The sequence below is a fragment of the Legionella nagasakiensis genome (genome assembly GCF_900639915.1).
In the GTDB taxonomy this organism is placed as follows: domain Bacteria; phylum Pseudomonadota; class Gammaproteobacteria; order Legionellales; family Legionellaceae; genus Legionella_A; species Legionella_A nagasakiensis.
Genome location: NZ_CAAAID010000005.1, coordinates 22,076 through 47,045, shown reverse-complemented (window position 1 = coordinate 47,045; position 24,970 = coordinate 22,076). Strand labels below are relative to the sequence as shown.

Genomic DNA, 24,970 nt, shown 5'->3' with positions numbered 1-24,970 from the left:
ACCTGAATTTATTTGACCAAATAATGGCGCGCTAAGACAATTTGTTTATTTTGCCGATCGATTGATTTTTTTTCCTATCTTTTGCCTTGGATTAAAACTGGATTTTTTCTTAAGCCGATGATTGTCCCTTTTAGAGGCAATCAGGTTGGCAACAGGCAAATGATGCGTGGGTTCGAAATCATCAATTTCGATGCGTTCAAGTTTTCGTTTAATCAGTTTTTCAATAGATTGCAACTGAACTGCCTCATCGGCGCTTACCAATGATACAGCAAACCCCAAGGCACCAGCACGCCCTGTTCTCCCTATTCGATGCACATAATCCTCAGGAACTTGAGGCAAATCAAAATTCACCACACAGGGAAGTTTTTCAATATCAATGCCGCGCGCTGCAATATCAGTCGCCACGAGAATCTGTACTTTACCGGATTTAAAATCTGCCAGCGCTTTGGTTCGCTGTGCTTGCGATTTGTTGCCATGTATCGCTGCCGAATGAATATGCGATTCGGCCAATTGTTTAACCAGCTTATTCGCACCATGTTTTGTGCGCGAAAATACCAGCGTTTGCCCCCATTTATTCTTATGAATTAAATGAGCAAGAAGCGCTGACTTGCGATGTTTATCCACTGGATGAATGGTTTGCTGAATGGCGACGGCCGACGTATTCCGGGGAGCCACATCAATTTCCGTGGGGTTATTCAATATTCCCTTAGCCAGGGTGCGGATTTCCTCAGAAAAAGTGGCAGAAAACATTAGATTTTGTCTTTTTAAGGGTAATAACTTGATGATTCTTTTAATATCGTGAATAAATCCCATATCCAGCATTCGATCGGCTTCATCCAGGATCAAAGCATCAATCTCAGCAAATTTAATGGCCTGTTGTTGATGTAAATCCAATAACCTTCCAGGCGTTGCAACAAGCAACTCAACGCCTGCGCGCAATCGCATCATCTGCGGATTAATTTTTACGCCACCATACACAACCGCAGAACGAAGCGACAAATAACGGCTATATTGAACAATATTTTCATGAACCTGCGCAGCTAACTCGCGAGTCGGTGTAAGAATTAATACCCTGACGTGATTCGATCTAGTACGCGGCTTTTTGCTGGCCTGCTGTAAAAGTGGTAATACAAAGCTTGCGGTTTTTCCTGTGCCTGTTTGCGCGGACGCTAACAAATCCCCGCCACGTAAAATAACGGGGATGGCTTTCATTTGTATGGGCGTAGGTTCGACATAACCCAATTCGCTAACAGCGCGAATTAACGGCTCAATTAAACCCAATGCGGTAAAACTCATGATGATTCCTTATTATAAAAAACCCATGGCAATGTGCATTGGGTGAATGAGTGGGAGTCCAGTGAAATCGTTCTGAATGTGATGTTACATTGATTCAAAGTGATTTTTTTTAAGCCATTATAACATAGATAATAAAAGAGAAGAATTCAAGCGATCAGAAAAAGAGGATAAACGCATCTAACTGTTGGCATTTGAGAAGTCCCTACCTCCTCCTTTTAAAAAAGGAGGAGGTAATATGATTTACAACTAGCAGTCGTTAAAATCAACGCCGTTTGTGGAGCATTGCGAAGGAGGATTGCTGTCATTATTAATGATGAGTGCTTGCACGGCTGTTTCATCGCCATTTTGTGCGATGGCCGTGACAAAACTAGCCGCACCACCTTCAAAGGTCACAACACCATTTGCCGAAATGCCAACTGCATCTGCAATACCTCCATTGATGGCATTGCCGGTGGTTTCTGCCGTAATGGTTGAATCATTTATCGTTGCATTACCATTAAACGCTAAAATACCAATCGCCGAAGCAAAACCACCATCCACATTGCCACTCGTCCTGGCTGTCACCGTAGCCTGACTGACTAAAACATTTCCTATTTCAGCATAGATCCCAAAAGCAATAGTATTACCTCCGTTGATGGCATTACCATTGGTTTCCGCCAGAATGGTTGAATCACTCACTATTGCATTACCACCAAACGCTGCAACAGCAAGCGCTCGGGCAGCAGCACCGTCATCAACATTCCCGCTGGTTTGAGAAGTTACAGTAGAATGATTAATAGTAATTTCTCCTCCAGCTACCCCATAGGAATCTGTAAGACCATTGTTAGCATTACCGCGGGTTTCTGTGGTTACAATAGATTGATTGACGGTAATGCTTGAAGCATTGACCCCAAAAGCACGCGCTGTACCTGCATTAAGTGCATCACCAGTCGCTTCTCCAATAATCGTTGAATTATTTACTATAATCTCGCCACCTGCTACCGCAGCCACCGCATCTGCATTCTCCCCATTACCATCCCCATGAGCCATCGCAGTGACAGCAGAACGAGAAATGGTCAAATTAAGACCTACTCCCACGCCAGTCGCTGATCTATTGCCTGCATCACTGAATGCCTGGATGTCGCTGTCATTCACCTCCAGGTTGCCGGTGGCATATAATCCGACTACGGTGGAATCTAGCCCCACACCATCCCCTATGACTTGATTGTTGTTCAAAACACGGATGTTATAGGCGGCACCATTCTCGATGGTGTTGAAATTCCCCCAGACCAGCCCACCCTGAATCAATGGTCGGTCATTTCCGAAGGCGGGTGTTAACCAGCCGATATTTCGTCCCCAGACTGATTGACCGTCTTGCAGGTTGGCCCAACGAGGACTATTGGCAGGAATCAGATAATTGCCTGATTCAAAAAATAAATTGGCATTAGGGGTAAGTGCTGCAATTTGTTCTGCGGTGGCCGTATCAATCGTCAAACATGGATTCTCTGCAGTGCAATTGGCCAACGTCGTATTCGCACCAGGAGGATAAGCGCCCGATGGGCTAAAAAACCAAACGTTGTCAAACAAATTAAAAGAAGAGCCTGTTGCCTGGAAATTCTGGCGTAAGGGAGCCGCTTCACCGTACGATTGCCTGGCCACATGGCGGATGATTGGGGATGTCATTTGATATTGAAGGGTATTGCGTGGCGCATCCGCCCCACCCAAATTCACTCGCAGCCCCACCGAAAACCGGTTTTTATTTTGGTTGTCGTAATTGTCTTGCAAGATTAATGAGGTACGTCGATTCACCGCCAGTTCAACATTGGCTTCAACGCCATTAATGTTCTTGCTGTTACGATAATTGAAATGATAACCACCCACTCGTGCCCAAGCGCCTTGGCCATAATCAATAAAACGGCCCACCTCAAGCTCCACCCCAGTACCTAATTCCTCTACCAGGCGAACGGGCGTATCAAAAATGGTATGGCCTGTGGCGCCCGCTAAATGATTTGCTCGTCCAGAATCTGCAATAACGCTTTGCGGTATCATGCTGGCAAATGTATTTAAATACCCTTGATTGCGCGAACTCAATGGAATGTATCCTTGCAATCGTGCCTCATAACGCGCCGTTAACCATTCCAGTCCAGGGTTTAATTGCCAAAACTGGTTTTTTAACGACGTCCGGTAATAGTCAGCAAACGCAAAGGCGCCAATCACACCCGTCCCAAACCGCATTTCCTTGATTTCACGATACCCTACACCACCACTATAAGTGGCGCGTTGATTCTGACCTAACAAAATCGTGCCATCCGTGAAAAAAATACGCCGCTCATTTCCCAACAGAGGAATCATCAAATCGCCAAAACCACCCAATTGTTGCTCATCCCCTGCTAAAAACTGACCAGTCGCTCTTGCCGGATAGGCCGATACTGGATAGCTCGAAAGTAGATTGGCATAACTGGCAGTAGCATTGAATAAAGCAAGGGCAACAAGTGATAATTTTGGTTTCATCCTTAAAGTCCTGTAGTATTAAAGTTAAAACATCATGAGCAATAGCGTTTTGTCATGCACCAAAAAGCATGGTAAACACCCATACTTTTTAATCCAAGTATTTGATGAAATGCTTATTTTTAAAGTAACAACATCTGAATGATTTGACAAATTTTTCAAAACCAGCCTTTAAGTCGCTGCCACCATTTTTTCCACCAGCTCTGCTGGCTGCATCAAAAAACGGTAAAAAGACCATATCTACTCCCAGTGCCTTAAGCGACTCGACCTGATTCGTATGTTGTGTCGAAACCGCAATCTTTCCTTGATAGTGATGCGCTTTAAGTCCTTTTACCAACATCATACGAGGATCATCATGCGTTAAACCAGGCGCACGTTGTGGGATAGCACAAACAACCCATTTAACATCTTTCAATGGAAGTGAGCCAATGAATTCAATGTCGCAAGCATCTCCATACATCGCATGTTGACCACGCTTTAGCCAGTTATTTACCTCGTCAGGGTTAAAATCAATAGCAAGTAGCTTAAAATTATTTCGCAGCAAATGCTCAGCAATGGCCTGACCATAACGGCCTAAACCAAACAGCACAATCTCATAATGTTTCCCTACTAACTGCTGTTGAACATCAGACTCTTCACGATAGGGAAATTTGCGTTCAAATATATTTAATACAGGTTCAAGCCACCGGTACAAGGATTGTGAATAGGTAATCATGTACACCGAAACTGCAATAGTAATTAACCCGACCAGCGTCACCGTTCCCAACGATTCGGCGTTTATATGACCGAGCTTTAAACCCATGGCCATGAAAATAAAAGAAAACTCACTGATTTGCGCGACAGTAAGACCGGCAAGGAAACTGGTACGCTTACGGTAGCCCATCACACCCATGATCACCAAGACAATCAGCGGATTGCCAATGAGCACAAACAAAGAAAAAATAACGGCAGGAACAATTTGCTCACCCAGTTGATTGAGGTTCAATTGTGAACCTAGAACAATAAAAAAGAACAGCAGTAAAAAATCGCGCACCGAAGAAAGCCGTGAAGCAATCGCATCTCTGAAAGGTGTGGAAGCCAGAGAAATCCCGGCAAGTAACCCGCCTAGTTCCTTGCTAAACCCTAAATAGCTGCCAAGGCTTGCTAAACACGCGGCCCAGCCAATAGAAAAAATGATCAGTAATTCAGGTGAATGCGCAATACCCTTCACTAATGGGTTTGCAACGTATCGAATAAAGAACCAAAGAAAAGATAAAACAACAATCGCCGACAAAAACATCATGGTAATATCGCTCGTAACCTCACCAGAGGTTCCGTCATCAATCTTCAGACCAAAAGCAGATAAGATAATCATTGCCAAGACCACCAGAATATCTTGTACTATCAAAAATCCGATCGCAATACGCCCATGCAATGAGTCTGCTTCTCGTTTATCGGACAACAGTTTGACGATAATGATGGTGCTGGAAAAAGTCAGTGCAACACTGACGTATAATGCATTGATAACATTCATGCCGACAGCCACGGCGATAAAAAAACCGATGACTGCAGTAAAAAAAACTTGACCTGCTCCTGTGGCCAGAGCAACGGACCCCAAGGTTCTTATAAGCTGAATATCCAACTTAAGACCAACGAGAAAAAGCAACACAGCTATTCCCAGCTCAGCCAGCAATTCAATAGAATCATAAGACTGAACAATGCCCAAAAATCCTGGCCCAACAAGAATTCCAACGGCAATGAAACTGACAATCATCGGCTGGCGCAGCATAAGACTGAACCAGCCAATCGCAATAGCAAAGAGCAAAAGAACGGTTAGCTCATAAAATGGAGAAGTATGCAAAAAGGCAATATCCATCATAAAACGTCACCATGACGGTTGCGCAAACTCATATAGCGCAAAGAAACAAGGCGCAAACGGAGTTGCTTTTCTATTTCAAGTGCCGCAAAAAAAACGATGCTAACCAGTATGATCAGAATCCCATCCAGGATGGGAACCGATTCCGTTGCGAAAATTTTTTGCAATGGCAACCAGTAAGTAATGGCAAATTGCGCAACGGTAATAACAACGATACTCAACCAAACCATTTTTGTTCCCCGTACAGCACTCCAAGTCAACGATGCTCCATAAAGATTACGAATATAAAACAAGTGAACAATTTCCATAACCACCAAGGTGTTCAACGCCATGGTACGGGCGAGCATCAGTGAATATCCCTTATCCACAGCGTAATAATAGATGCCAAAAACACCCCCTATAAACAACATTGATACAAAAAGCATGTGCCAGGCCAATGCCCCTGTTAGAATAGGTTCATTACGAGGGCGAGGTGGGCGCTGCATCGTATTGTCTTCGGTTGGCTCAAACGCCAGAGCTAATCCTAAGGTGGTTGCAGTAATCAAGTTAATCCATAAGATTTGAATAGGAGTAACCGGAAGACTTAAACCAAGAAATAACGCCAGAATGATAACCATTGCTTCTCCCGCATTCGTAGGTAAAGTCCAACTGATGACTTTTTTCAGATTGTCATAGACTGTACGACCTTCCCGTATCGCTGCCACAATCGAGGCAAAATTATCATCGGCCAAAACAAATTCAGACGCTTCTTTTGACACTTCATTGCCTTTTTTACCCATGGCAATGCCCACGTCCGCGCGTTTTAAGGCGAGTGCATCATTCACACCATCACCCGTCATTGCGACAATCATGTCATGAGATTGCAAGGCCATGACAAGGCGCAGTTTATGTTCTGGGCTTGTGCGAGCATACACATCATACTGTAATACAACACCTACCAACTCAACATCGCTCATTTTATCCAGCTCGACCCCCGTTAGAATTTTATCTGGATAGCGAAGTCCTATTTGTTGTCCTATTGCCCTTGCAGTGGCTGCATGATCACCCGTAATCATTTTTACCTGGATACCGGCACTTAAACATTGAGAAACCGCAGCAATGACTTCTTCTCGGGGTGGGTCAATCATTCCAGTCACGCCAAGCAAGATCAATTCTTGCACATCAGAACATTCAAGAACGGTTTGTTTGGGTTTTACTGGCTTCAACGCGAATGCCAACACACGCTGACCTTTTGCGGCAATCGCTTCAATTTGTTGTTGCCAATAGTCAATATTGACTGGCTCTAACCCATCATCGTCGATTTGTTGTTGCCGACACATTCCTAAAATCTGCTCAGGCGCGCCTTTGACAAAGATAAATGCTTCTCCCTGGTGATTATGATGCAGGGTTGCCATAAAACGATGCCTGGAATCAAACGGAATCATATCGGTGCGCGTCCATATTTTTCGTTCATCAGCAATGGACAAGCCGATTTTTCCAGCCAGCGCCAGTAGCGCTCCTTCCATAGGATCACCGCTCACCATCCAGTGTCCATCACGTTCAAACAAGGCAGCATCATTACAAAGCATTGCCGTACGAGCCAGCTCATTCGGCAAAGGATATTGTCCATTTTCAACGGGATACTCGTTTAATCGAATCAAGCCAGACGGCACATATCCTGACCCTGCAATTGTAAAAACATGGCGGCTAGTCACCATAGAAACAACCATCATTTCATTGCGAGTTAGCGTGCCCGTTTTATCCGTGCATATCACGGAGATCGAGCCAAGGGTTTCAATGGCAGGCAAGCGGCGTACGATGGCATTTTTACGAGCCATCGCCTGTACTCCAACGGCCAGTGTGATGGACAAAACGGCAGGAAGTCCTTCCGGAATGGCTGCGACGGACAACCCAACCACGATCATGAATAATTCACTAAACTCATAATGTTGTACGAAATAACCATAAGTAAGAAGCAATGCTGCCATCAGTAAAATCAACAAGGTAAGCCATTTGGCAAATAATCCCATTTGTTTAATCAATGGCGTGGTTAACGTTTCCACTCGAGACAATAAACGGCTGATGCGACCAATTTGAGTCATTCTTCCCGTAGCAATCACTATACCTTTTCCCTGACCCCTGATCACTAAGGTTCCGTTATACGCCATACAAGCTCGATCGCCTAAAGTGGCATCCTCACTCACTGGCTCGCTATGTTTTTCCACAGGAACCGACTCCCCTGTAAGAATGGCTTCGTCAATAATTAGGCTGTGCGTTTTAAGAAGACGTAAATCTGCAGGCACTTTATCACCTGCTTCCACAAGAACAATATCGCCAGGAACCAACAAATAACCCTCAATGCTCTGGCGCTCGCCATCACGCAATACTGTAGCCGTGGGTGATAATAAATGGCGAATCGCATCCAGTGCTTTCTCTGCTTTCCCTTCCTGGATAAAACCAATCATGGCGTTCACAAAGACAACAGCAAGAATGACTAGAGCATCCACTTTATGATGCAATAGAATCGTGATGGCTGCCGCAACCAATAGCACATAAATCAAGATGTTGTGAAACTGCAGAAAAAAGCGACTCCAGATACTTTGTTTTACAGTCTCAGGCAAACGATTTTGGCCGTATTTTCTCAATCGAGTTGTTGCCTCAAACTCACTTAATCCTGTTATTTCGGTTTGCAACTTGGCCATAGCATCATCCACCGATTGTGTATGCCAATTCATTTCATTAAGGTTGCTTTCTTCTGCCAGCATAACCTTCATCCTTGGTCCAGTAAGTTTTAAACAGATTATGGCACCTAAAATTTACCGTAACAGACATCAACAATAAGACACAACACAAATGCTTGCCGACCAATGTGTTCTATTTATCACAGTATAAGGATTATTTACCGCAATGACCTTGAATCAGTTTGCAAAACAGATTAATTAAATTTAACTGTTCAACATTCTTTGCGGACGCTTCCAGTAATGCCGGACTATAAACAATGATGGCCATACACTGAGCTCGCGATATAGCAACGTTCATGCGGTTTTTATTAAATAAAAAATTTAGGCCGCGAGGCGATTCATTTGCATTGCTCGCACACATGCTTAAGAAAACGACTGGAGCTTCTTGTCCTTGAAATTTGTCAACGCTCCCGACTTTTGCCTGCTTTCCCAAAGCAGACTTAAGTTTATTAACCTGATGATTATAAGGCGCAACAAATAATAAGTCTTCCCAACGGATTAACTGTGACGAGCCATCTTTATTAGTAAATGCACGTCCAAGCAATTGCTTGGTTAAATTCACAATACATTCAATCTCTTCATCACTGGCCTGGGTATTTCCTTCATGCATCACAGGCACGGTGATGATTCCAGCGTCCTGACTTAAGATCCCTTCATAATCGTTAGGAACTTGAATACGTTGTCGGTCATTTTCTGGAGCTGATTCAAGCTTTCCTTCATAAATGGCATCACTGATAAATTGATTAATGGCAGAATGCATACGATACGTTGTTCCCAGAAAAATCCCCATGTCCTCCGCAATGGTGGGTGTTGCATGCAAAAGATAATCAAGGATGGATAAGCCACTTTCTTCAGGATGATTGCCTTGTGATGGTTGCCCCAGCTGCATTTGATCGCCCATTAAAATAATATTTTTAGCGGCGAGGCTCATGGCGATTAAATTAGCGACACTCACCTGGCCCGCCTCATCAATAAACAGATAATCAAAGGCATCCGTCAACTCATCGCGAGCAAACCCCCACGCCGTTGTTCCAACAACACTGGCAGATTGCAAGTATTGAAAAATACTTTTGTTTTCAATAATGGTCACGCCCAATTTTTTTAATGATTCATCGGTTTCCCTGGTACAGGCAAAATGCCCTTTTATCTTTTCTCTTTGGCAATATTCAACCGTACTGAGCAGAAGATGATTAATGGCTTTATGACTGTTGGAAGAAATTCCTATGGTTTTACCTTGTTTCAGTAGCGCGGCAATAATATGTTTAGCGGTATACGTTTTTCCGGCCCCCGGTGGACCCTGGATCGCCAAATAACTGGCATCCAGATGATTCACGGCGTGAATGATTTGTTCCAGGCGTTTTTTAGGTTCGTGGCTTGGAGCGATTGGATGCCCGCTTTGATGACCAATCATTCTTGGTCTGTTTCTTTGAAGAAAATCCAAAATAGCGGATTTCTCAAGCCTGCCTCGTTCAAATGCCTCGGCCTGTTTGGCAATGGCTTGGGGAATGGGCTCAGGCTGCAAATAATCATCAGGAATTAACGTAATCATTCCAGCTAATTCGTCTTTCATTTGCAAGACAATAAACCCGTCTGCCAATCGACTGTCCTCTTTATAAAACGTGACTTTTAAAGGTTTACCATCAGCCGTTTCTTTTCCTAAAACATAATATTGCTCGCTGGTTCCTTTAAATTCCTGATTAGGGTCAAAGGAATATTCGTAAGCAAGATGACGTGCTTTGGGCGTTGGCTTATAAGGCGGTTTATCAGTGCGCATGCAATAAGCAAGACAATCCAAATCATCCAATAATTTCTCATCACTTAAACCAAGCCTGTCAAACAGTCGCCAGAAAACAGGTTTAGACTCACGGCGATGGAATTCAAGTGACCAGGCAAACATGGAATAAATGGCAGCGTCTCTGTTTTTGCCTTGTGCATTTAAATCATGAGCCATCTGCAATAATCGATCACGCAATTGCAGTCGTTCATGAAGTTCTTCTTTTTGCGGCACTTCAACGATTTCGGTTTTTCCAAGATAAGGGATACCCTGCTCTTCTTGTCTTAGTCTAAGCCAGTCCACTAACTCCTGAGTTGAATTACAATCATCGACGTTATAGTCACGGATGGCTTGCAAAATTGTTGATGTCTGCCAGGTATCCCCATCTGGGTTTTCCCGCCAATGCTCATAAACGACAACCGAATCACTGCCTGTTCCAACGTCTGTCAAACGCTTGGAGCGATATAAATGTTCCACATTTTTAATGGAATATCGTGGTTCTCCTAAAATCAAGGCACTCTTTACTACTTTGTAAAGATCAATCAATACCTCATTTCGTAATAATTCATCGACTTCCTGCTCACATACGCCATACCGTCCCATCAATTTGCGACAGGCCGTCACTTCATAACTGGCGTAATGATAAATATGCAGGTTGGGATCTTGCTGCCATCTTTTATAAACCCAAGCAATAAACGCCATGAACGCTTCTTTTTCCTGCGCTGCATTGTGCGCCCAAAAATCCTTATATTGACGAATGCCTTGTTCATCGAAGTAAGTCACGCCCCAGAGATACTCCAATCCCCCTTCTTCCAGAGGAAACCCTTCGATATCAAAAAACACATCGAGAGGCGATGGCGGAGGCAGTAATGCCAAACCTTGTTTTTCCCCTGCTTCATGCGGCAATAGTTTGTATGAAGGAACCTCATGACCAAGGCTTTCTTTTTGCATGGCGGCTTGTGCTTGCAGACGCTCAAATACAGTTTGACTCATGCCTTTAATGCGCTTGCAATCCATAGCCGCCAAAGCTTGCATGGTGTAAATTCCAGCTTTATGCAATTTTTTAATCTGACTTTTGGTCATGGTTGCGACCTGAGCAAGATGATCGGATTGCTTAAGCAACTCCTCCGCATAATGACTCCACCCACCCCAATGTTCTGAATCCGCAGGATCAGGCGGCTGATGAGCATTAAAGAATTGGTGCGCTTGCAAGAAGCGGTCTTTTAAATTGAGATAATAATAAAAATAATCCTCCGTACGTATCGACTGCTTCGTACCATCACCTAACATGATCCAAAGTCGTTTTGGTCTTCTTCCCTGCATGGCTTCCAATAAGTCTGCATAGCAGCACAATTGCATGATAACCTGCGGTTTTAGCGTCTTAGCCAGTTTAGTATCTAAGATTTCATAATGGTAATTGCCCAACAAACTGTCGCCTTGGACTTTTATTAAAAAATCGGCAAATCCTTTGAAGGACATTAATAGCAGGCCAGCTTGATAAATGACATCAGCACCGGCTTGCATGGCTAATCGCGTAGCATGGACTGCATCCATGGCCTTTGATAAATTAACGACATTTAAGCCATCTGCTGCAAATGAAGCTAATGCGGTAAGTTCATGTTCGTATCCCTTTTTTTGCAATACTGCTCCCAAGGCCTCTTCTGCGTCACGCATGGGTAATAACTCAGGATTGGTCAGTGCCAAATGCTCCATCCAGGAAGCAAATGGACTATCCATGTATTGAGTCAGATCCGAGGGTGAGAAAACAATTTGGTCGGACTCAAGATGCATGGCCTTTCCCATGACAATGTTTGAATTTTCTCTGACTTCCACAAGGGCACAAACGATTGCGACCGATGTTTTGATTATTTGGTGCCTTGCTGTTTGCCGGACAGCATCCATCCACGTAATACCACTGTCCTTGCTGACGATGAAATTCACTGATTTCATGGATAGACTTTATGGTGGTTCCATCCATAAAACGCGCAATGAATTCAACATACCCCTGCTCAGGCGTTTCATGCCTTGCATTGACTACCTGCAAACCAAGCCATACTACTTGCTCTGCCCATAATCGTGCTTCCTCTTCATGAAAACCGTTTAATGCTCTTCCACGCATTGTTTTTTTGATGTAATCAATATTGGCTAAGGAATAAGCCGTATAACGTGAACGCATTAATGCTTCTGGAGAGAGAGGTATTTGTTCTCCTTCCAGATACAATCCACAACAATGAGAATAATCAACATTAGAACCGCATGGGCATCGAGTCATAAAAATTTAGCTTAAATTCATTTGATCCATTGATTGAGTCTAATCCATAAGACTTTAGAACAATTTAGAACACTTTTCACCAGGTGATTCCAGTATGAATCATAATGCCAGCCACAATAAATGAATAAAGTACTAGATAAATAAGATTTGTACAAAAAGCCAAACAACTATCTATCTTCTCGCAGAAACCGAGCTGATTTTTTTTCTAAAGCAATGGAACAAAGCATAAGAATTGTTCCCATGAGAGCGCCTAGGAGAGTCCCCATACCAAGCAATTTTAAACTGCCAATAATGGCACCTATAGCCATGCCAATGGCTATCTCCAGACTAATACCAAAACCACTTAAAAAAATCTCAATGACCTGTTCGGAAGACAATTGAGGTGACTGATGTGTTTTCTTGTGAATTTTATAAAGAGAAAAACCTCCTGTGAACATACCTCCCAAAACAGTCCCTATGATAAGACCGAGGAGTGCTCCCGCGATACTGCCAAGATTTACGCCAACCAAAGGAGCTACCCATCCTGAACATAACTCAAACCTGGTGCCAATAAATCCCCCAGCTACCGCGCCTACTGCCCCTCCTACTGCTCCGCCTGGAACCGTACCAACCACAGCAGCCACATACAGATTAGGATTTTTGATAAGATTTGTAATATTTTCTTTAATGCTCATGCAGGGCCATATTAGAATTTCAATCGCCATTTATAAGAGTTGTTAGCATAGCCTATTTTTTTTCTCTTATCATCATGAAAAATTATGCTACCTTGGTTTTATTTATAATCCTGAAAGGAATTATAGTTTGTGCCACTTAAAAGAAATACAATAAAATTTGAATATAACATAACAGTTCCGTTGCAAATTATTTTTGTATGGTTAGGACTGCCTTTCCTTGTATTTTTAGATAGTCCCTGGTTAAGCCATTATTTTTTATATGGACAAGACACCGTCAATGCAATTATGGTTTTTTTCTATAGTTGGTTTTTACTGGGCGCAAAACCTCGATTGCGCTGGCTGATATTGCTGATGACTACAGTAAGTTTTTTTGCTGAAATATTCGGCTCACTGATCTTAGGCTTATATCAATATCATCTAAAAAACATCCCCATGTATATCCCCCTAGGGCACGCTGTTATGTATGCTACCGTATATCAATTTTGTCGACGACCTCTCATTTGGCGATATCACACAGCGATAGAAAAAAGCTTACAACGATTAGCGTTTATCACAAGTTTTATGTCGTTAGTCCTCTTAAAAGACGCTGCGGGTTTTATTTGTTATATTCTTTTTTTGATTATCTTATATCGCAGGAAAAAACCTTTATTCTACTTGAGCATGTTCATCATGGTGTACTATTTAGAGTTTTTGGGCACCGCTTTCTCTGCGTGGTCATGGTATTCCGTTCTTGGTAATCATCCTTATTTTCCACCCATCGCCTACACACCCTCTGGCATCGCAGGCCTTTACATGCTCATTGATATCACCACAAATGCTGCGTATTTTTATGGCAAAAAGATAAAAAAATTCCTTTATAATTTGGCAACAGGCCCAACATTAAATTTGAAAAGTAACACGCGTTATTTCCTATTAAAGCGTACGATCCACAAGCTTTAACACCGCTTCAGGATAACGTTCTCCTGCAATTGGAAACCCGTCTGAATCCCAGGTAAACCCAAATTTTGTAGCAATAATGATAGACGGACGTGGCTTACTATTTAACCAATTTCCAATTAATTCTTCGTTTTTATAAGGGCCATATACTTCAGCCGTATCAAAAAAGTTAACCCCCAATTCCAGGGCGCGATCCAGCACTTGTAAGCATTCTGTGCGATCGGCAAAGCCATAAGCATAAGACATACCCATGCAACCTAAACCTAATGAAGAAACCTCTAATCCTTGTTGACCTAATGTTCTTAATCTCATCCTGTAACTCTACATTATATTGGTACTATACTGATTTTGAGTTTTGCCCATAAACTCATTCACTGTATTCTATCATGACTTTATAAACAACAATCTCTCTGCCTTGATTCTGAAAATGGACTATATTTATAGAAGGCTCAAATTTCAAGGAGAGAATTATGTTGGGTTGGGCTATTCTTTTTTTTATAATTGCCATCATTGCCGGAATATTTGGCTTTGCAGGTATTGCCGGTGCCGCGGCTGGGATCGCAAAAATATTATTTTTCCTATTTCTTGTGGTTTTTGTTGTATTTCTGGTTCTGGGTCGCAGAGGTCCCCCTCCTCCCCTTTGATGACGTTATAATGACTTATCCAGCTATAGTTTCACCTCCCAATACCGGTAACACAAGTCCGGTAATGTAATTTGAATCAGCATTCGATGCTAAAAAAACATAGACAGGTGCTAATTCTTCGGGTTGAGCTGGGCGCCCCATGGGCGTATTAGAGCCAAATTCTTTAATATCATCATCATGTCTTTCGGCAGGATTCAGCGGAGTCCACACTGGCCCTGGTGCTATGCAATTTACACGAATACCCTTGTCCACTAAGTTCTGTGCTAATGACTTTGTAAAAGCATGTATCGCTCCTTTGGTGGACGCATAATCCAAAAGCGCTTTGCTGCCTTCCAATCCGGTCACAGAGCCGGTATTGAGAATCACTCCCCCTCGCTTCATATAAGGTAGAGCATACTTAGTCATGTAATAATAACTATAGATATTACTGGTAAATGTAAGATTCCATTGCTCTGGCGTTAATTCACTTAATCCTGGTTGATGTTTTTGATAGGCTGCATTATTGACTAAAATATCTATTCTTTTATATTGCTTAATGGTTTTATCCACCGTCTTTTTACAAAAATAAGGATTTTTAATGTCACCTGGAATAAGAAGAACATGCCGCTTTATAAGCCCTATTTCTTTTTTTATTTTTTGTGCATCAGGTTCTTCTTCTTTTAAATAAACCAAGGCCAAATCAGCTCCTTCCCGTGCAAAAATAAGTGCTACAGCTCGCCCAATACCCGAATCACCGCCGGTTATTAAGGCAACTTTATTTTTTAATTTCCCTGCGGGTTTATAATCTTCGGCCTTATAGTGAGGTTTAGGATGCATTTTCTCTTCTAATCCAGGCGGAGTAATAGGTTGTTTTGGAAAAGGTGGCCTTGGTTGCTTTGGCATATTTCCTCCTATCAATAATGCTCTACCTTGCAACTGGTTGTGAAACACATTTCAGTATAGAAAGCTAATGACTCTGATCACGATTGATCAGAGTCAACATCTACTTCAGTGCCAATAATTTTTTCTAAATTCTTTTATAATTCTCTCTGCTTCCTCTCTAGAGTAACCATAATGTTTTTGAATTTTCCCATAGAGCTCCTGGTGATTTCCCTCTATTTCTTTTAAATCGTCATCCGTTAGCCATCCCCAGGCTTGTTTCATTTTCCCTTTCGTTTCTTCCCATTTTCCTTCAAAAATATCCCTATTCATAAGATGCTCCCTCTTCAAAATGAAATTATTGCTGATTAATGGTTGAATCTGAATCCGTCTTCATATTCATTCCATTACTTTGTTCACTGCCCTGGTATTGCAAGGTATCGCCTTGTTTTAATCCTGTGAGGTCATTTTCATGAATTAATGCATTAATGGTTTGTCCATTATTTGTTTTAAGTTGCACATCCACATGATTATCAGCCGGTTGCATGCTTTGCATGGCAGCATTCATATTGCCGTTATCTTGCATCGCATTAGAGTCGGTACTATCCGTTTGAGAAAATGCCACAGGTGAACAAAACATGGCAAAGGCTGCGGTTAATCCTAGTATATTTTTGTTCATCATTGCTCTCCTTGCTATGTGTACAACCTAAGTTTAGTACAAAAAAAATAGGGAATAATTTTTTATTTTTCTCTAAATAAATTTTTTAAATAAATTCAAAAGAATCGATGAAAAAAAAATTTATTTGGAGAAAACGCATCTAATTGCCGGTAGGATCGGATTAGGAAGCATGGATTTCAATTAATTCTTGCCCGTCTTCTTTTTTTAAACGCACAAAAATGATTGTTGATAAAAGTGTCAATACACCCATTGCAAAAAATACTTGTTGAAAAGTTTCTATTGTCAAAAATAGATGATCGGGAAATTTAATCGAGAATAGCTTTACTAAAATAGCAGCAATGGCTACGCCAAAACTTTGTGCCAATTGCTGAATTGTGCTCATAATACTCGTTGCCGCACTGAGATCGTCATGAGAAATATTCGCATAGGCTAATGAATTCATGCCGGTGTATTGTAATGAAATTAAAAACCCATAGATAAATGTCAAAAATCCAATACTATAGATTGAAAATGATTGATTAATGAAGGAAAAAATCCAAAGGGCCAATCCTACCAAAATTGTATTTAAAATTAATAATCTTTTATATCCCAAAACCCTTAATATGGACACGGATAAGGGTTTCATCAAAAGAACGCCCAGGGCGGTAGGCGCCAATAATATTCCAGATAACTGAGGAGAAAATCCAAGACCAATTTGTAAAAGCAAAGGCAATAAAAATGGAAGGCCACCAAACCCTAAACGAGCAAGTAAATTACCAATAACAGAAACACGGAATGTTCTTGAGCGCAATAACTCAACTCTGACAATAGGATGGGGTTGTTTATAAGAATGCCACGTATATAAAAGCAATAATATGAGCGCTATTCCAACCATAAGAATAGAATAAGCATCTTGCACTTCCGATTCGCTGAGGGTGGATAAACCGTAAGTTAATATTGCAAGTCCACTGCCAAACAAAATGAAGCCAAATTTATCTAATGCATGGATAGAAAGAGCAGGCATTGTCGGCAATAAAAAGAGGGATAAAAGTATGGCTAAAAAACCAACAGGCGCATTGACCCAAAAGATCCAGCGCCAAGAAAAATAATTGGTGATAATACCGCCTAGTACGGGACCCAGCATCATTCCTACGGCAGCCACCATAACCACAATACTCATTTTTGCAACCAATTCATGACGTTCACAAGTGCGTACAATGATTAACCGTCCAACAGGAATCGTTAAAGAGCCACCCAAACCTTGTATAAATCGCGCAATAATTAGTTCGGATAGACTATGAGAGAATCCACACCAAATTGAGCTTATGGTAAAAATGGAAATTGCAGCTATAAATACCTTTTTAACGCCAAATCTATCTGCCACCCAGCCACTAATTGGAATAAAGATGGCCAAACTGACCAAATAACTAATTAAAGCCAGTTTCAGATCAATGGGATTGACATTTAAACTGCGAGCCATCATTGGAACAGCCGTATTAATGATGGTTGTATCTACTGTTTCCATGAACATGGCAAAAGAAACAATAAATAAGATAATGTTTTTTTTCATGAATCAAACCACGATCTAGACCATATTAATATGGTGCGTACCAATAGCTTTATACTGGATAAAAAGAGATTGCCATGCACGAGAATCAATAATCACTTTTTTTATAATCTATTAGCATGTATGGTGCCTTGCACTATACATGCCCCCTGCTTTAGTTCACAATTCAGACGTGATCCTCAACATCTGTTTAATAATATTCTTGCGCAGTTCTACTTACATCTGAGTATTTTCAACTTTTTCCCGCGCCATTTTTTTCTCTAATAACATTTTACATTGTTGAATCTGAGTATCGCTAAAATTAGTACCCGCCAGAGTTTTCTCACCGCTAATAACCGGTTTAATGCAATCTTCAACAAGTCCTTTTCCAACTTTATTTCCGCCTATGTAATACCCCTCCTGCGCACAAGCTTGTGCAATTGGCTTACAAGGTTCATCTGTCCATCCATAGGTAGAAACACCCATAGTTAAAATCAATATGCTTAATTTCGAATATAATTTATTCATAAGTCGTTCCTTGATAATAAGAAAAATAATCCACGCATGCTCAAAAATTATAGCATATCTGATAACAACCTATAAAAAAGGTTATTGTACTCAAGAAGCATGAGTTATAAGCTATGGAATTCTGTAAATGTGTTCTCAGTTTTTGCCGTTCAAAGGAAAGTTATATTATGAGCCGATTTATCGTATTGATGCTACTGGCCTTACTTTTTCTGCCAACGCAAGCAGCAGATATCCCTGAAGCAGCGGTACAAGCCCAACAAAATGATCAAGAACTGTGCGTACAACAAAAGATAAAGCAATGTATTGATAAATGCCAAGAGACGGAGGATATCAATTGTACGCAACTATGCAAAAAAAATACTAAAAATGAATGTCGGCAGGCAGGAGAATAAGTAGTTTTTTGGATAACATGGATTTATGATTCATTACCAAAATAAGTGCTGTATAAGTGCCATTATTTTCCAATTCCTGGAGATGCTGGTTAAGTTGTTGGATTAAAGATGAATATTCCAAAAATGCTTATCCGTTGCATGAGTAGCTCTCTAAAGCTCCCTCTCATCCGCTCTTTGTGGCAAAATAGAAAGGGAAAATGATCTGGCAGGATGCTCATGTATTTATTTCGTGTTTGTTACAACCATTGCTTATTGTTTATCCTTACAATATTAAGCGGTTGTATGGTAGGCCCTGATTTTCATCCCCCTGCTTCCCCACAAACCACCCAATATATTCCCGGTCACTCTCCTAAAAAAACCGTCAGCGTCCAGGAAGCAGGCCTTGCTGGAAAATCACAGTCTTTTCATTTAGGTCAACAAATTCCTGCAGAATGGTGGCGTGTATTTCATTCCCCTGAACTTCATTCCTTAATTATGACAGGCCTGCATAATAGCCCCACACTTGCTGCAGCAAAAGCAACACTGATTGAAACACAAGAAAATTATATTGCTCAAGTCGGTACCTTATTTCCTACCGTAACCGGCAATTTTTCAGCAGAACGTCAACGTTTTAGCGCGGCACAATTTGGCGGGTCAAGCACCACGCCCATCATTGGATCACGGGTATTTAATTTATTCAATGCGAACATCAGTGTCGCCTATACTCTCGATGTATTCGGAGGTTTACGTCGTCAAATTGAAGCCGCCGGCGCACAAGTTGATTATCAACAGTTTGAGCTTGAAGCCGCTTTTCTTACTCTGGCTTCCAATATTGTGACCACGGCCATCACCATAGCGTCCTTGCAAGCGCAAATTAATGCAACTCATGGGCTCATTCGAGCTGAAGAAAAAACACTGTCACTCGTGAAAGAACAATTTTCATTAGGAGGCGTGTCCAAAGCGGAAGTTTTATTACAAGAAAACCAACTTGCACAAATTAAGGCATCGTTGCCACCACTCAAACAAAGTTTGTCACAAAATCAACATGTTCTATCTTTACTGATAGGTAAACTTCCAAGTGAAAAAGAACTGCCAACGCTGAAGCTCGATGGTTTACGTTTACCCACGGATTTACCATTAAGCTGCCCCTCTTTGCTGGCTAGACAACGCCCAGATATTCGAGCAGCAGAAGCCTTATTGCATGCGGCCAGCGCACAGATAGGGGTAGCAACAGCAAATCTTTATCCACAAATTACCTTAAATGGTAATTATGGTCAGCAAAGCACAAAACTTAGTACATTATTCGAACCACAAAATAACATTTGGAGTATTACCGCGGCAGTTGCACAACCTATCTTCAATGGCGGCACATTAATTGCCCAGCGGAATGCAGCCATTGCCGCTTATGAACAAGCGGCTGCCCAATACAAACAAACGGTTCTGCAAGCCTTTCAGAATGTCGCTGATGTTTTGCGAGCACTAGAATATGACGCCCAGTTGCTCAACGCGCAAACCACCGCTGAAAAGACCGCCCGTGACTCACTTGGTTTGATACGACAACAATTTCGCTTGGGCGCGGTCAGCTATTTAAATTTATTAACGGCCGAACGTAATTACCAGCAAGCACGAATTGCACGAATTCAAGCACAAAGCGCCCGATATACCGATACGGCGGCCCTGTTTCAAGCATTGGGTGGTGGTTGGTGGAATCGCTGCTTATTAAATTGCAGCCCACTTTTGGCAGATAATTTACAGCAATATAAACCAGAGGTATTTGGTTAATACATTATTGGATTATTTATGAAAAAAAGAATGATCATTATGCTGCTTTGCGTAGGCATTCTCTTTGGAGGTATCTTCATTTACAAAATCATTACCGGATTCCTATTAAAAACCGCCATGGAAAAACAATCTAAAATTCCGAACGTAGCCACCATGAAAGTAGGTTACTCACAATGGCAGCCCAAATTATTGTCCTCTGGTAGTGTGCGTGCCATACGAGGCGTTGACGTCACGACACAATTGGCAGGTATGGTACAAACGATTTATTTTAAACCAGGTGCCATGGCGCAGGAAAATGAGTTGCTAGTCCAACTCAATGCAGACAATGACATTGCACAATTACACGCCCTAGAAGCCAATGCGGAACTTGCGAAAATCACCTACTTACGTGATAAAGCCCAATACGCCATTCATGCAGTAAGCAAGCAGACGCTTGATAATGACGCAGCCAACTTGAAAAGCTTACAGGCACAAGTTGCCCAACAAGCAGCGATTGTCGATAAAAAATCAATCCGGGCACCTTTTGCAGGACATTTAGGGATCAATAACGTCAACCCGGGGCAATTTATCAACCCGGGTGATAAAGTAGTAACGCTGCAAACCCTCGACCCAATTTACATCGATTTTTATATACCCCAACAAAAATTAGCCAAACTTCAAATTGGCCAGGATGTCATAGTGACCTCAGACGCCTATCCCCGCAAAACATTTCACGGCAAAATTACAACCATTAATCCCGCCCTAGACGTCGGTACGCGCAACGTTGAAGTCGAAGCCACGCTAGCAAATCCAAAGAATCAATTAATGCCAGGCATGTTTGGCACGGTAGAAATTATCATTGGCAAACCTTCTTCATTTATTACCGTTCCACAAACAGCAATTAGCTTTAATCCTTATGGTGACATCGTTTACATCCTTAAAGAATCAGGTAAAGATAAGCAAAGCCATCCCATTTTGATAGCAACCCAGCATTTTGTTACAACAGGCGAAACCAGAGGTGAACAAATACAGGTTTTAAAGGGATTGCAAAAAGGCGATGAGATCGTCACCAGTGGGCAGCTTAAGTTAAAAAATGGCAGTCGAGTTGCCATTAATAATTCCATTGCGCTCCCCAACAATCCAGATCCCGAATTAAAGAATAATCACTAAAGGTGGCGCTATGAAATTTACTGATCTATTCGTCAAGCGGCCGGTTTTAGCAACGGTGGTGAGCTTGATGATTTTAGCATTGGGGATGCGCTCTCTTAGTTCATTACCAGTACGACAATACCCTTACACCGAAAACGCCGTTGTCACCGTCTCTACAACTTATACTGGTGCAGACCCTTCTATTGTTGCCGGATTTATCACAACGCCATTAGAAAATTCGATAGCGCAAGCAGATGGGATCGATTACATGACCTCCAGCAGCAATTCTAATGCCAGCACAATCACCATTTATTTACGCTTGAATTATGACGCACAAAAGGCTCTATCCGATATCAGCACTAAAGTAAATGCTGTACTCAATCAATTACCGCCCAACACCCAACTCCCGGTCATAACCATACAAATTGGGCAAACCATTGCTGCCATGTATCTTGGATTTTATAGTGATATTCTCGAAACAAACCATGTAACGGATTATCTTTTACGGGTTGTACAACCTAAAATACAAGCCATCGAGGGCATACAACAGGCTGAACTCCGTGGCGATAGGCAGTTTGCCATGCGGATTTGGGTTGACCCCGAAAAATTAGCGGGATTTGGTTTAAATACGAAAGATATTGCAGAGGCCTTGGCGAGAAATGACGTCATTACTGCTGCTGGTCGCACCGACGGTAGCATGTTTACTGTCAATCTTGCGGCAACCACAAATCTGACCACCGTTGAACAATTTCGAAAAATGATCATCAAATCCCAAAACGGCGCAATCATTCGATTGGAGGATATTGCCAATGTATCACTTGGGGCCACAAACTATGATACCGCAGTAAGCTTTAATGGAAAGAAAGCGGTTTATATCGGGATTCTTTTAACACCGACTGCAAATCTTTTAGAAGTCATCAATAAAGTCAAACAAATGTTTCCTGACATTCAAAGTCAGCTGCCGGAAGGATTACACGCAAAAATTGTTTACGATTCAACCGCCTTTGTAAACAGTTCTATCTATGAAGTCGTTAAGTCTCTGGCTGAAGCCTTGGCAATTGTAACGATGGTTACCTTTTTATTTTTAGGAACATTGCGATCCGTAGTCATTCCACTGGTTGCGATTCCTTTGTCATTGATTGGTTCTTTTTTTATCATGTTACTCTTGGGATATTCCATCAACTTGCTGACGTTGCTCGCCCTTGTTTTAGCCATTGGCTTAGTCGTTGATGATGCCATTATTGTCGTTGAAAACATTCAACGACACATGGAAGAAGGCGTCTCACGAATTCATGCGGCCTTACGGGGAGCTCGTGAATTAGCCAATCCCATCATTGCTATTACGATTGTACTCATTGCCGTGTATGTACCAATAGGATTTATGAGTGGTTTAACTGGGGCGTTATTTACAGAATTTGCATTTACGTTAGCTGGAGCAGTTACCGTGTCAGCCATTATCGCATTAACGCTATCACCAATGATGTGCTCCAAACTGTTAAAACAACCACATCATCAAAATAATAATCACCATCGTTTTTTAGAATTTATTGACAAGCAATTTGATCGTTTGAAGCAAACCTATCAACGCTTACTGCATGAATCACTGAATTCACTAAGCGTCACCATTGTTTTCACAATCATTATCTTACTGAGTATCTATTTTCTATATACAACGTCTAAATCAGAATTAGCACCGCAAGAAGATCAAGGGGTTATTATTTCACAATTGACCGCTGCCCCTAATGCCACACTTGCGCAAACACAACTTTATTCCAATGCCGTCAGGGAAATTTATAACTCATTTCCTGAAACCGAACGTATATTCCAGCTTGATGGCATTAGTGGACTGAATTCCAGCCTCATTGGCATGGGGCTCAAACCATGGGATGAACGCACAAGAACTTCCAACGAGCTACAGCCGCTTGTGCAAAAAAAATTGGATACAATTACCGGTGGTATTATTGCAGCCTTTCAACCACCGCCCTTACCGGGAGCTCGCGGCGTTCCTATTCAATTTGTTATTGGAACGACCGATTCTTTTGAGCGACTTAACGAAGTCAATCAGGCTTTAATGGATAAGGCTCGCGAAAGTAACCTTTTTGTCTTTCTGGACACCGATCTTAAAATCGATAAAGCTCAAACAAAAATTATCCTGGATAGAAATAAGCTGGCAGAATTTGGTCTTACCATGTTGGATATCAGCGGTGTATTAAGCGGCGCCTTAAGCCAAGCCTATATTAATTATTTTGATTATTCAGGCCGTTCTTATCAAGTCATTCCTCAAGTCACACGAGAAAAGCGTCAAAATGATGGACAACTATTAAATTATTATTTCAATGCAACGAATGGCTCTTCCATCCCATTATCAACCGTTGCCTACTTAGATAAAAAAGTGGTTCCCCAGTCATTAAACCATTTCCAACAACTCAACTCAGCCACCTTATCGGGCGTTCCCTTTCCTGGGATTACTATGGGTGAAGCGCTCAACGCTTTGAAAGCAATGGCACAAGACATCCTCCCGCAAGGATATTCCATTGATTATGCTGGACAATCTCGCCAATTTGTACAAGAAAATACCGCTCTTTTCATGATCTTTTTCTTTGCTCTCATCATCATTTTTCTCTCGCTGGCTGCCTTATTTGAAAGCTTTCGTGACCCACTCACCATATTAATCAGTGTGCCTATGTCCATTTGCGGTGCAATGATTTTTATCAGCCTCTCCATCGGCGGTGCCAGTCTTAATATATACACCGAAGTTGGGCTGGTTACTTTAATCGGACTGATCAGTAAACACGGCATTTTGATCGTACAATTTGCCAACGATTTGCAACGAGAAGGAAAAAGTAAGCGCGAGTCAGTAGAAATGGCTGCCAGCATACGACTTCGCCCAATTCTAATGACCACAGGCGCTATGGTTTTAGGTGTTGTACCACTTATTTTGGCCACTGGTGCAGGGGCTGTAAGTCGTTATAACATTGGCCTAGTTATTGCTTCCGGCATTGCAATTGGAACACTATTCACTTTATTTGTTGTGCCTGCGATGTACATGCTTCTAGCCACAGAACATTCATCTGAATCTGGAGCAAACTAGTATCGATTGAACATTGAAATATCCTCATTTAAAAACTAAATCAATCATGCTCACCGAAAAATGAAAATCTAAAAGACGTACTTTCTATCGATTTTTATAACCATTGATTCAAAGGGGTTTTATTTTTAAGGATGTCCACGGATGAACGTCAATCATTTCTCATCTCACTTAAGCCCTGTCGCATTATTTTTTATTATTTTAATCACCTGCCTTCTAATATTTATTATCTTTCTAGGGTATTGGAATCTATTGTAAAAAGAGCACACGATATTAAGAAATTTCCCTACCATTGGCTATGGTCGTTATATTGCTGAATCATTAGGAGTTTATTTCCGGCAATATTTTTATGC

The 24,970-nt window shown here is 41.7% G+C and carries 19 protein-coding genes; 6 read left to right on the top strand and 13 right to left on the bottom strand.

The window, feature by feature from the left end; translation table 11 throughout:
- Positions 1-45: 45 nt before the first annotated feature.
- From E1O52_RS05865 to E1O52_RS05835, 7 genes are all read right to left on the bottom strand, one after another.
- Positions 46-1,296 carry a DEAD/DEAH box helicase gene (locus tag E1O52_RS05865; protein ID WP_133127779.1) on the bottom strand — a complete coding sequence of 417 codons (1,251 nt, stop codon included), beginning with the start codon at positions 1,294-1,296 and terminating at the stop codon, positions 46-48.
- A 246-nt stretch (positions 1,297-1,542) separates the two neighbouring features.
- Complete coding sequence (locus E1O52_RS05860) at positions 1,543-3,786, bottom strand: autotransporter outer membrane beta-barrel domain-containing protein (RefSeq protein ID WP_133127778.1); 2,244 nt, start codon at positions 3,784-3,786, stop codon at positions 1,543-1,545.
- Between the two features lie 88 nt (positions 3,787-3,874).
- Positions 3,875-5,641 carry a cation:proton antiporter gene (locus E1O52_RS05855; RefSeq protein ID WP_133127777.1) on the bottom strand — a complete coding sequence of 589 codons (1,767 nt, stop codon included), beginning with the start codon at positions 5,639-5,641 and terminating at the stop codon, positions 3,875-3,877.
- Entirely contained in the window at positions 5,638-8,382 is a 2,745-nt protein-coding gene (locus tag E1O52_RS05850) for a cation-transporting P-type ATPase (RefSeq protein WP_242602187.1), read from the bottom strand. Before E1O52_RS05850 ends, E1O52_RS05855 begins: the two co-directional genes overlap by 4 nt.
- A gap of 130 nt (positions 8,383-8,512) precedes the next feature.
- On the bottom strand, positions 8,513-11,923 hold the full coding sequence (locus tag E1O52_RS05845) for a TM0106 family RecB-like putative nuclease (protein WP_133127776.1): 3,411 nt from the start codon (positions 11,921-11,923) through the stop codon (positions 8,513-8,515).
- On the bottom strand, positions 11,913-12,404 hold the full coding sequence (locus E1O52_RS05840; protein WP_133127775.1) for a YchJ family protein: 492 nt from the start codon (positions 12,402-12,404) through the stop codon (positions 11,913-11,915). The genes E1O52_RS05845 and E1O52_RS05840 overlap by 11 nt, the downstream gene beginning before the upstream one ends.
- A 167-nt stretch (positions 12,405-12,571) precedes the next feature.
- Positions 12,572-13,078, bottom strand: coding sequence for a hypothetical protein (locus E1O52_RS05835; protein WP_133127774.1), 507 nt, complete (start codon positions 13,076-13,078; stop codon positions 12,572-12,574).
- A gap of 129 nt (positions 13,079-13,207) precedes the next feature.
- On the opposite strand from E1O52_RS05835, the gene E1O52_RS05830 reads away from it, so the two are divergent.
- Positions 13,208-14,017 carry a hypothetical protein gene (locus tag E1O52_RS05830; protein ID WP_133127773.1) on the top strand — a complete coding sequence of 270 codons (810 nt, stop codon included), beginning with the start codon at positions 13,208-13,210 and terminating at the stop codon, positions 14,015-14,017.
- Here the strand turns inward: E1O52_RS05830 and E1O52_RS05825 are convergent.
- A complete protein-coding gene (locus E1O52_RS05825) occupies positions 13,991-14,326 on the bottom strand; it encodes an aldo/keto reductase (RefSeq protein WP_133127772.1) in 336 nt (111 codons plus the stop codon). The two genes, E1O52_RS05830 and E1O52_RS05825, sit on opposite strands and share 27 nt — an antisense overlap.
- Before the next feature lie 158 nt (positions 14,327-14,484).
- Between E1O52_RS05825 and E1O52_RS05820 the strand changes: the two genes are divergently transcribed.
- Positions 14,485-14,658: a DUF1328 family protein gene (locus E1O52_RS05820; RefSeq protein ID WP_133127771.1), complete on the top strand. Its 174-nt coding sequence runs from the start codon at positions 14,485-14,487 to the stop codon at positions 14,656-14,658.
- 15 nt (positions 14,659-14,673) lie between these two features.
- On the opposite strand, the gene E1O52_RS05815 is transcribed toward E1O52_RS05820, so the two are convergent.
- From E1O52_RS05815 to E1O52_RS05795, 5 genes are all read right to left on the bottom strand, one after another.
- The gene (locus E1O52_RS05815) at positions 14,674-15,540 is read right to left on the bottom strand and encodes an SDR family oxidoreductase (RefSeq protein ID WP_133127770.1); all 867 of its coding nucleotides are present in this window, start codon (positions 15,538-15,540) and stop codon (positions 14,674-14,676) included.
- A gap of 105 nt (positions 15,541-15,645) precedes the next feature.
- Positions 15,646-15,849 carry a CsbD family protein gene (locus E1O52_RS05810; protein WP_133127769.1) on the bottom strand — a complete coding sequence of 68 codons (204 nt, stop codon included), beginning with the start codon at positions 15,847-15,849 and terminating at the stop codon, positions 15,646-15,648.
- A gap of 25 nt (positions 15,850-15,874) precedes the next feature.
- Complete coding sequence (locus tag E1O52_RS05805; RefSeq protein WP_133127768.1) at positions 15,875-16,198, bottom strand: hypothetical protein; 324 nt, start codon at positions 16,196-16,198, stop codon at positions 15,875-15,877.
- Positions 16,199-16,355: 157 nt separating this feature from the next.
- Complete coding sequence (locus E1O52_RS05800) at positions 16,356-17,744, bottom strand: DHA2 family efflux MFS transporter permease subunit (protein WP_133127767.1); 1,389 nt, start codon at positions 17,742-17,744, stop codon at positions 16,356-16,358.
- A 213-nt stretch (positions 17,745-17,957) separates the two neighbouring features.
- A complete protein-coding gene (locus E1O52_RS05795) occupies positions 17,958-18,248 on the bottom strand; it encodes a hypothetical protein (RefSeq protein WP_133127766.1) in 291 nt (96 codons plus the stop codon).
- Between the two features lie 167 nt (positions 18,249-18,415).
- On the opposite strand from E1O52_RS05795, the gene E1O52_RS05790 reads away from it, so the two are divergent.
- The 4 genes from E1O52_RS05790 (at position 18,416) to E1O52_RS05775 (ending at position 24,620) form a co-directional block, all read left to right on the top strand.
- The gene (locus E1O52_RS05790) at positions 18,416-18,640 is read left to right on the top strand and encodes a hypothetical protein (RefSeq protein ID WP_133127765.1); all 225 of its coding nucleotides are present in this window, start codon (positions 18,416-18,418) and stop codon (positions 18,638-18,640) included.
- A 216-nt stretch (positions 18,641-18,856) separates the two neighbouring features.
- Positions 18,857-20,401, top strand: a complete 1,545-nt coding sequence (locus E1O52_RS05785; RefSeq protein WP_133127764.1) for an efflux transporter outer membrane subunit — start codon at positions 18,857-18,859, stop codon at positions 20,399-20,401.
- 18 nt (positions 20,402-20,419) lie between these two features.
- Entirely contained in the window at positions 20,420-21,550 is a 1,131-nt protein-coding gene (locus E1O52_RS05780; RefSeq protein WP_207384180.1) for an efflux RND transporter periplasmic adaptor subunit, read from the top strand.
- Positions 21,551-21,560: 10 nt separating this feature from the next.
- Positions 21,561-24,620, top strand: a complete 3,060-nt coding sequence (locus E1O52_RS05775) for an efflux RND transporter permease subunit (RefSeq protein ID WP_133127762.1) — start codon at positions 21,561-21,563, stop codon at positions 24,618-24,620.
- Positions 24,621-24,970: the final 350 nt, after the last annotated feature.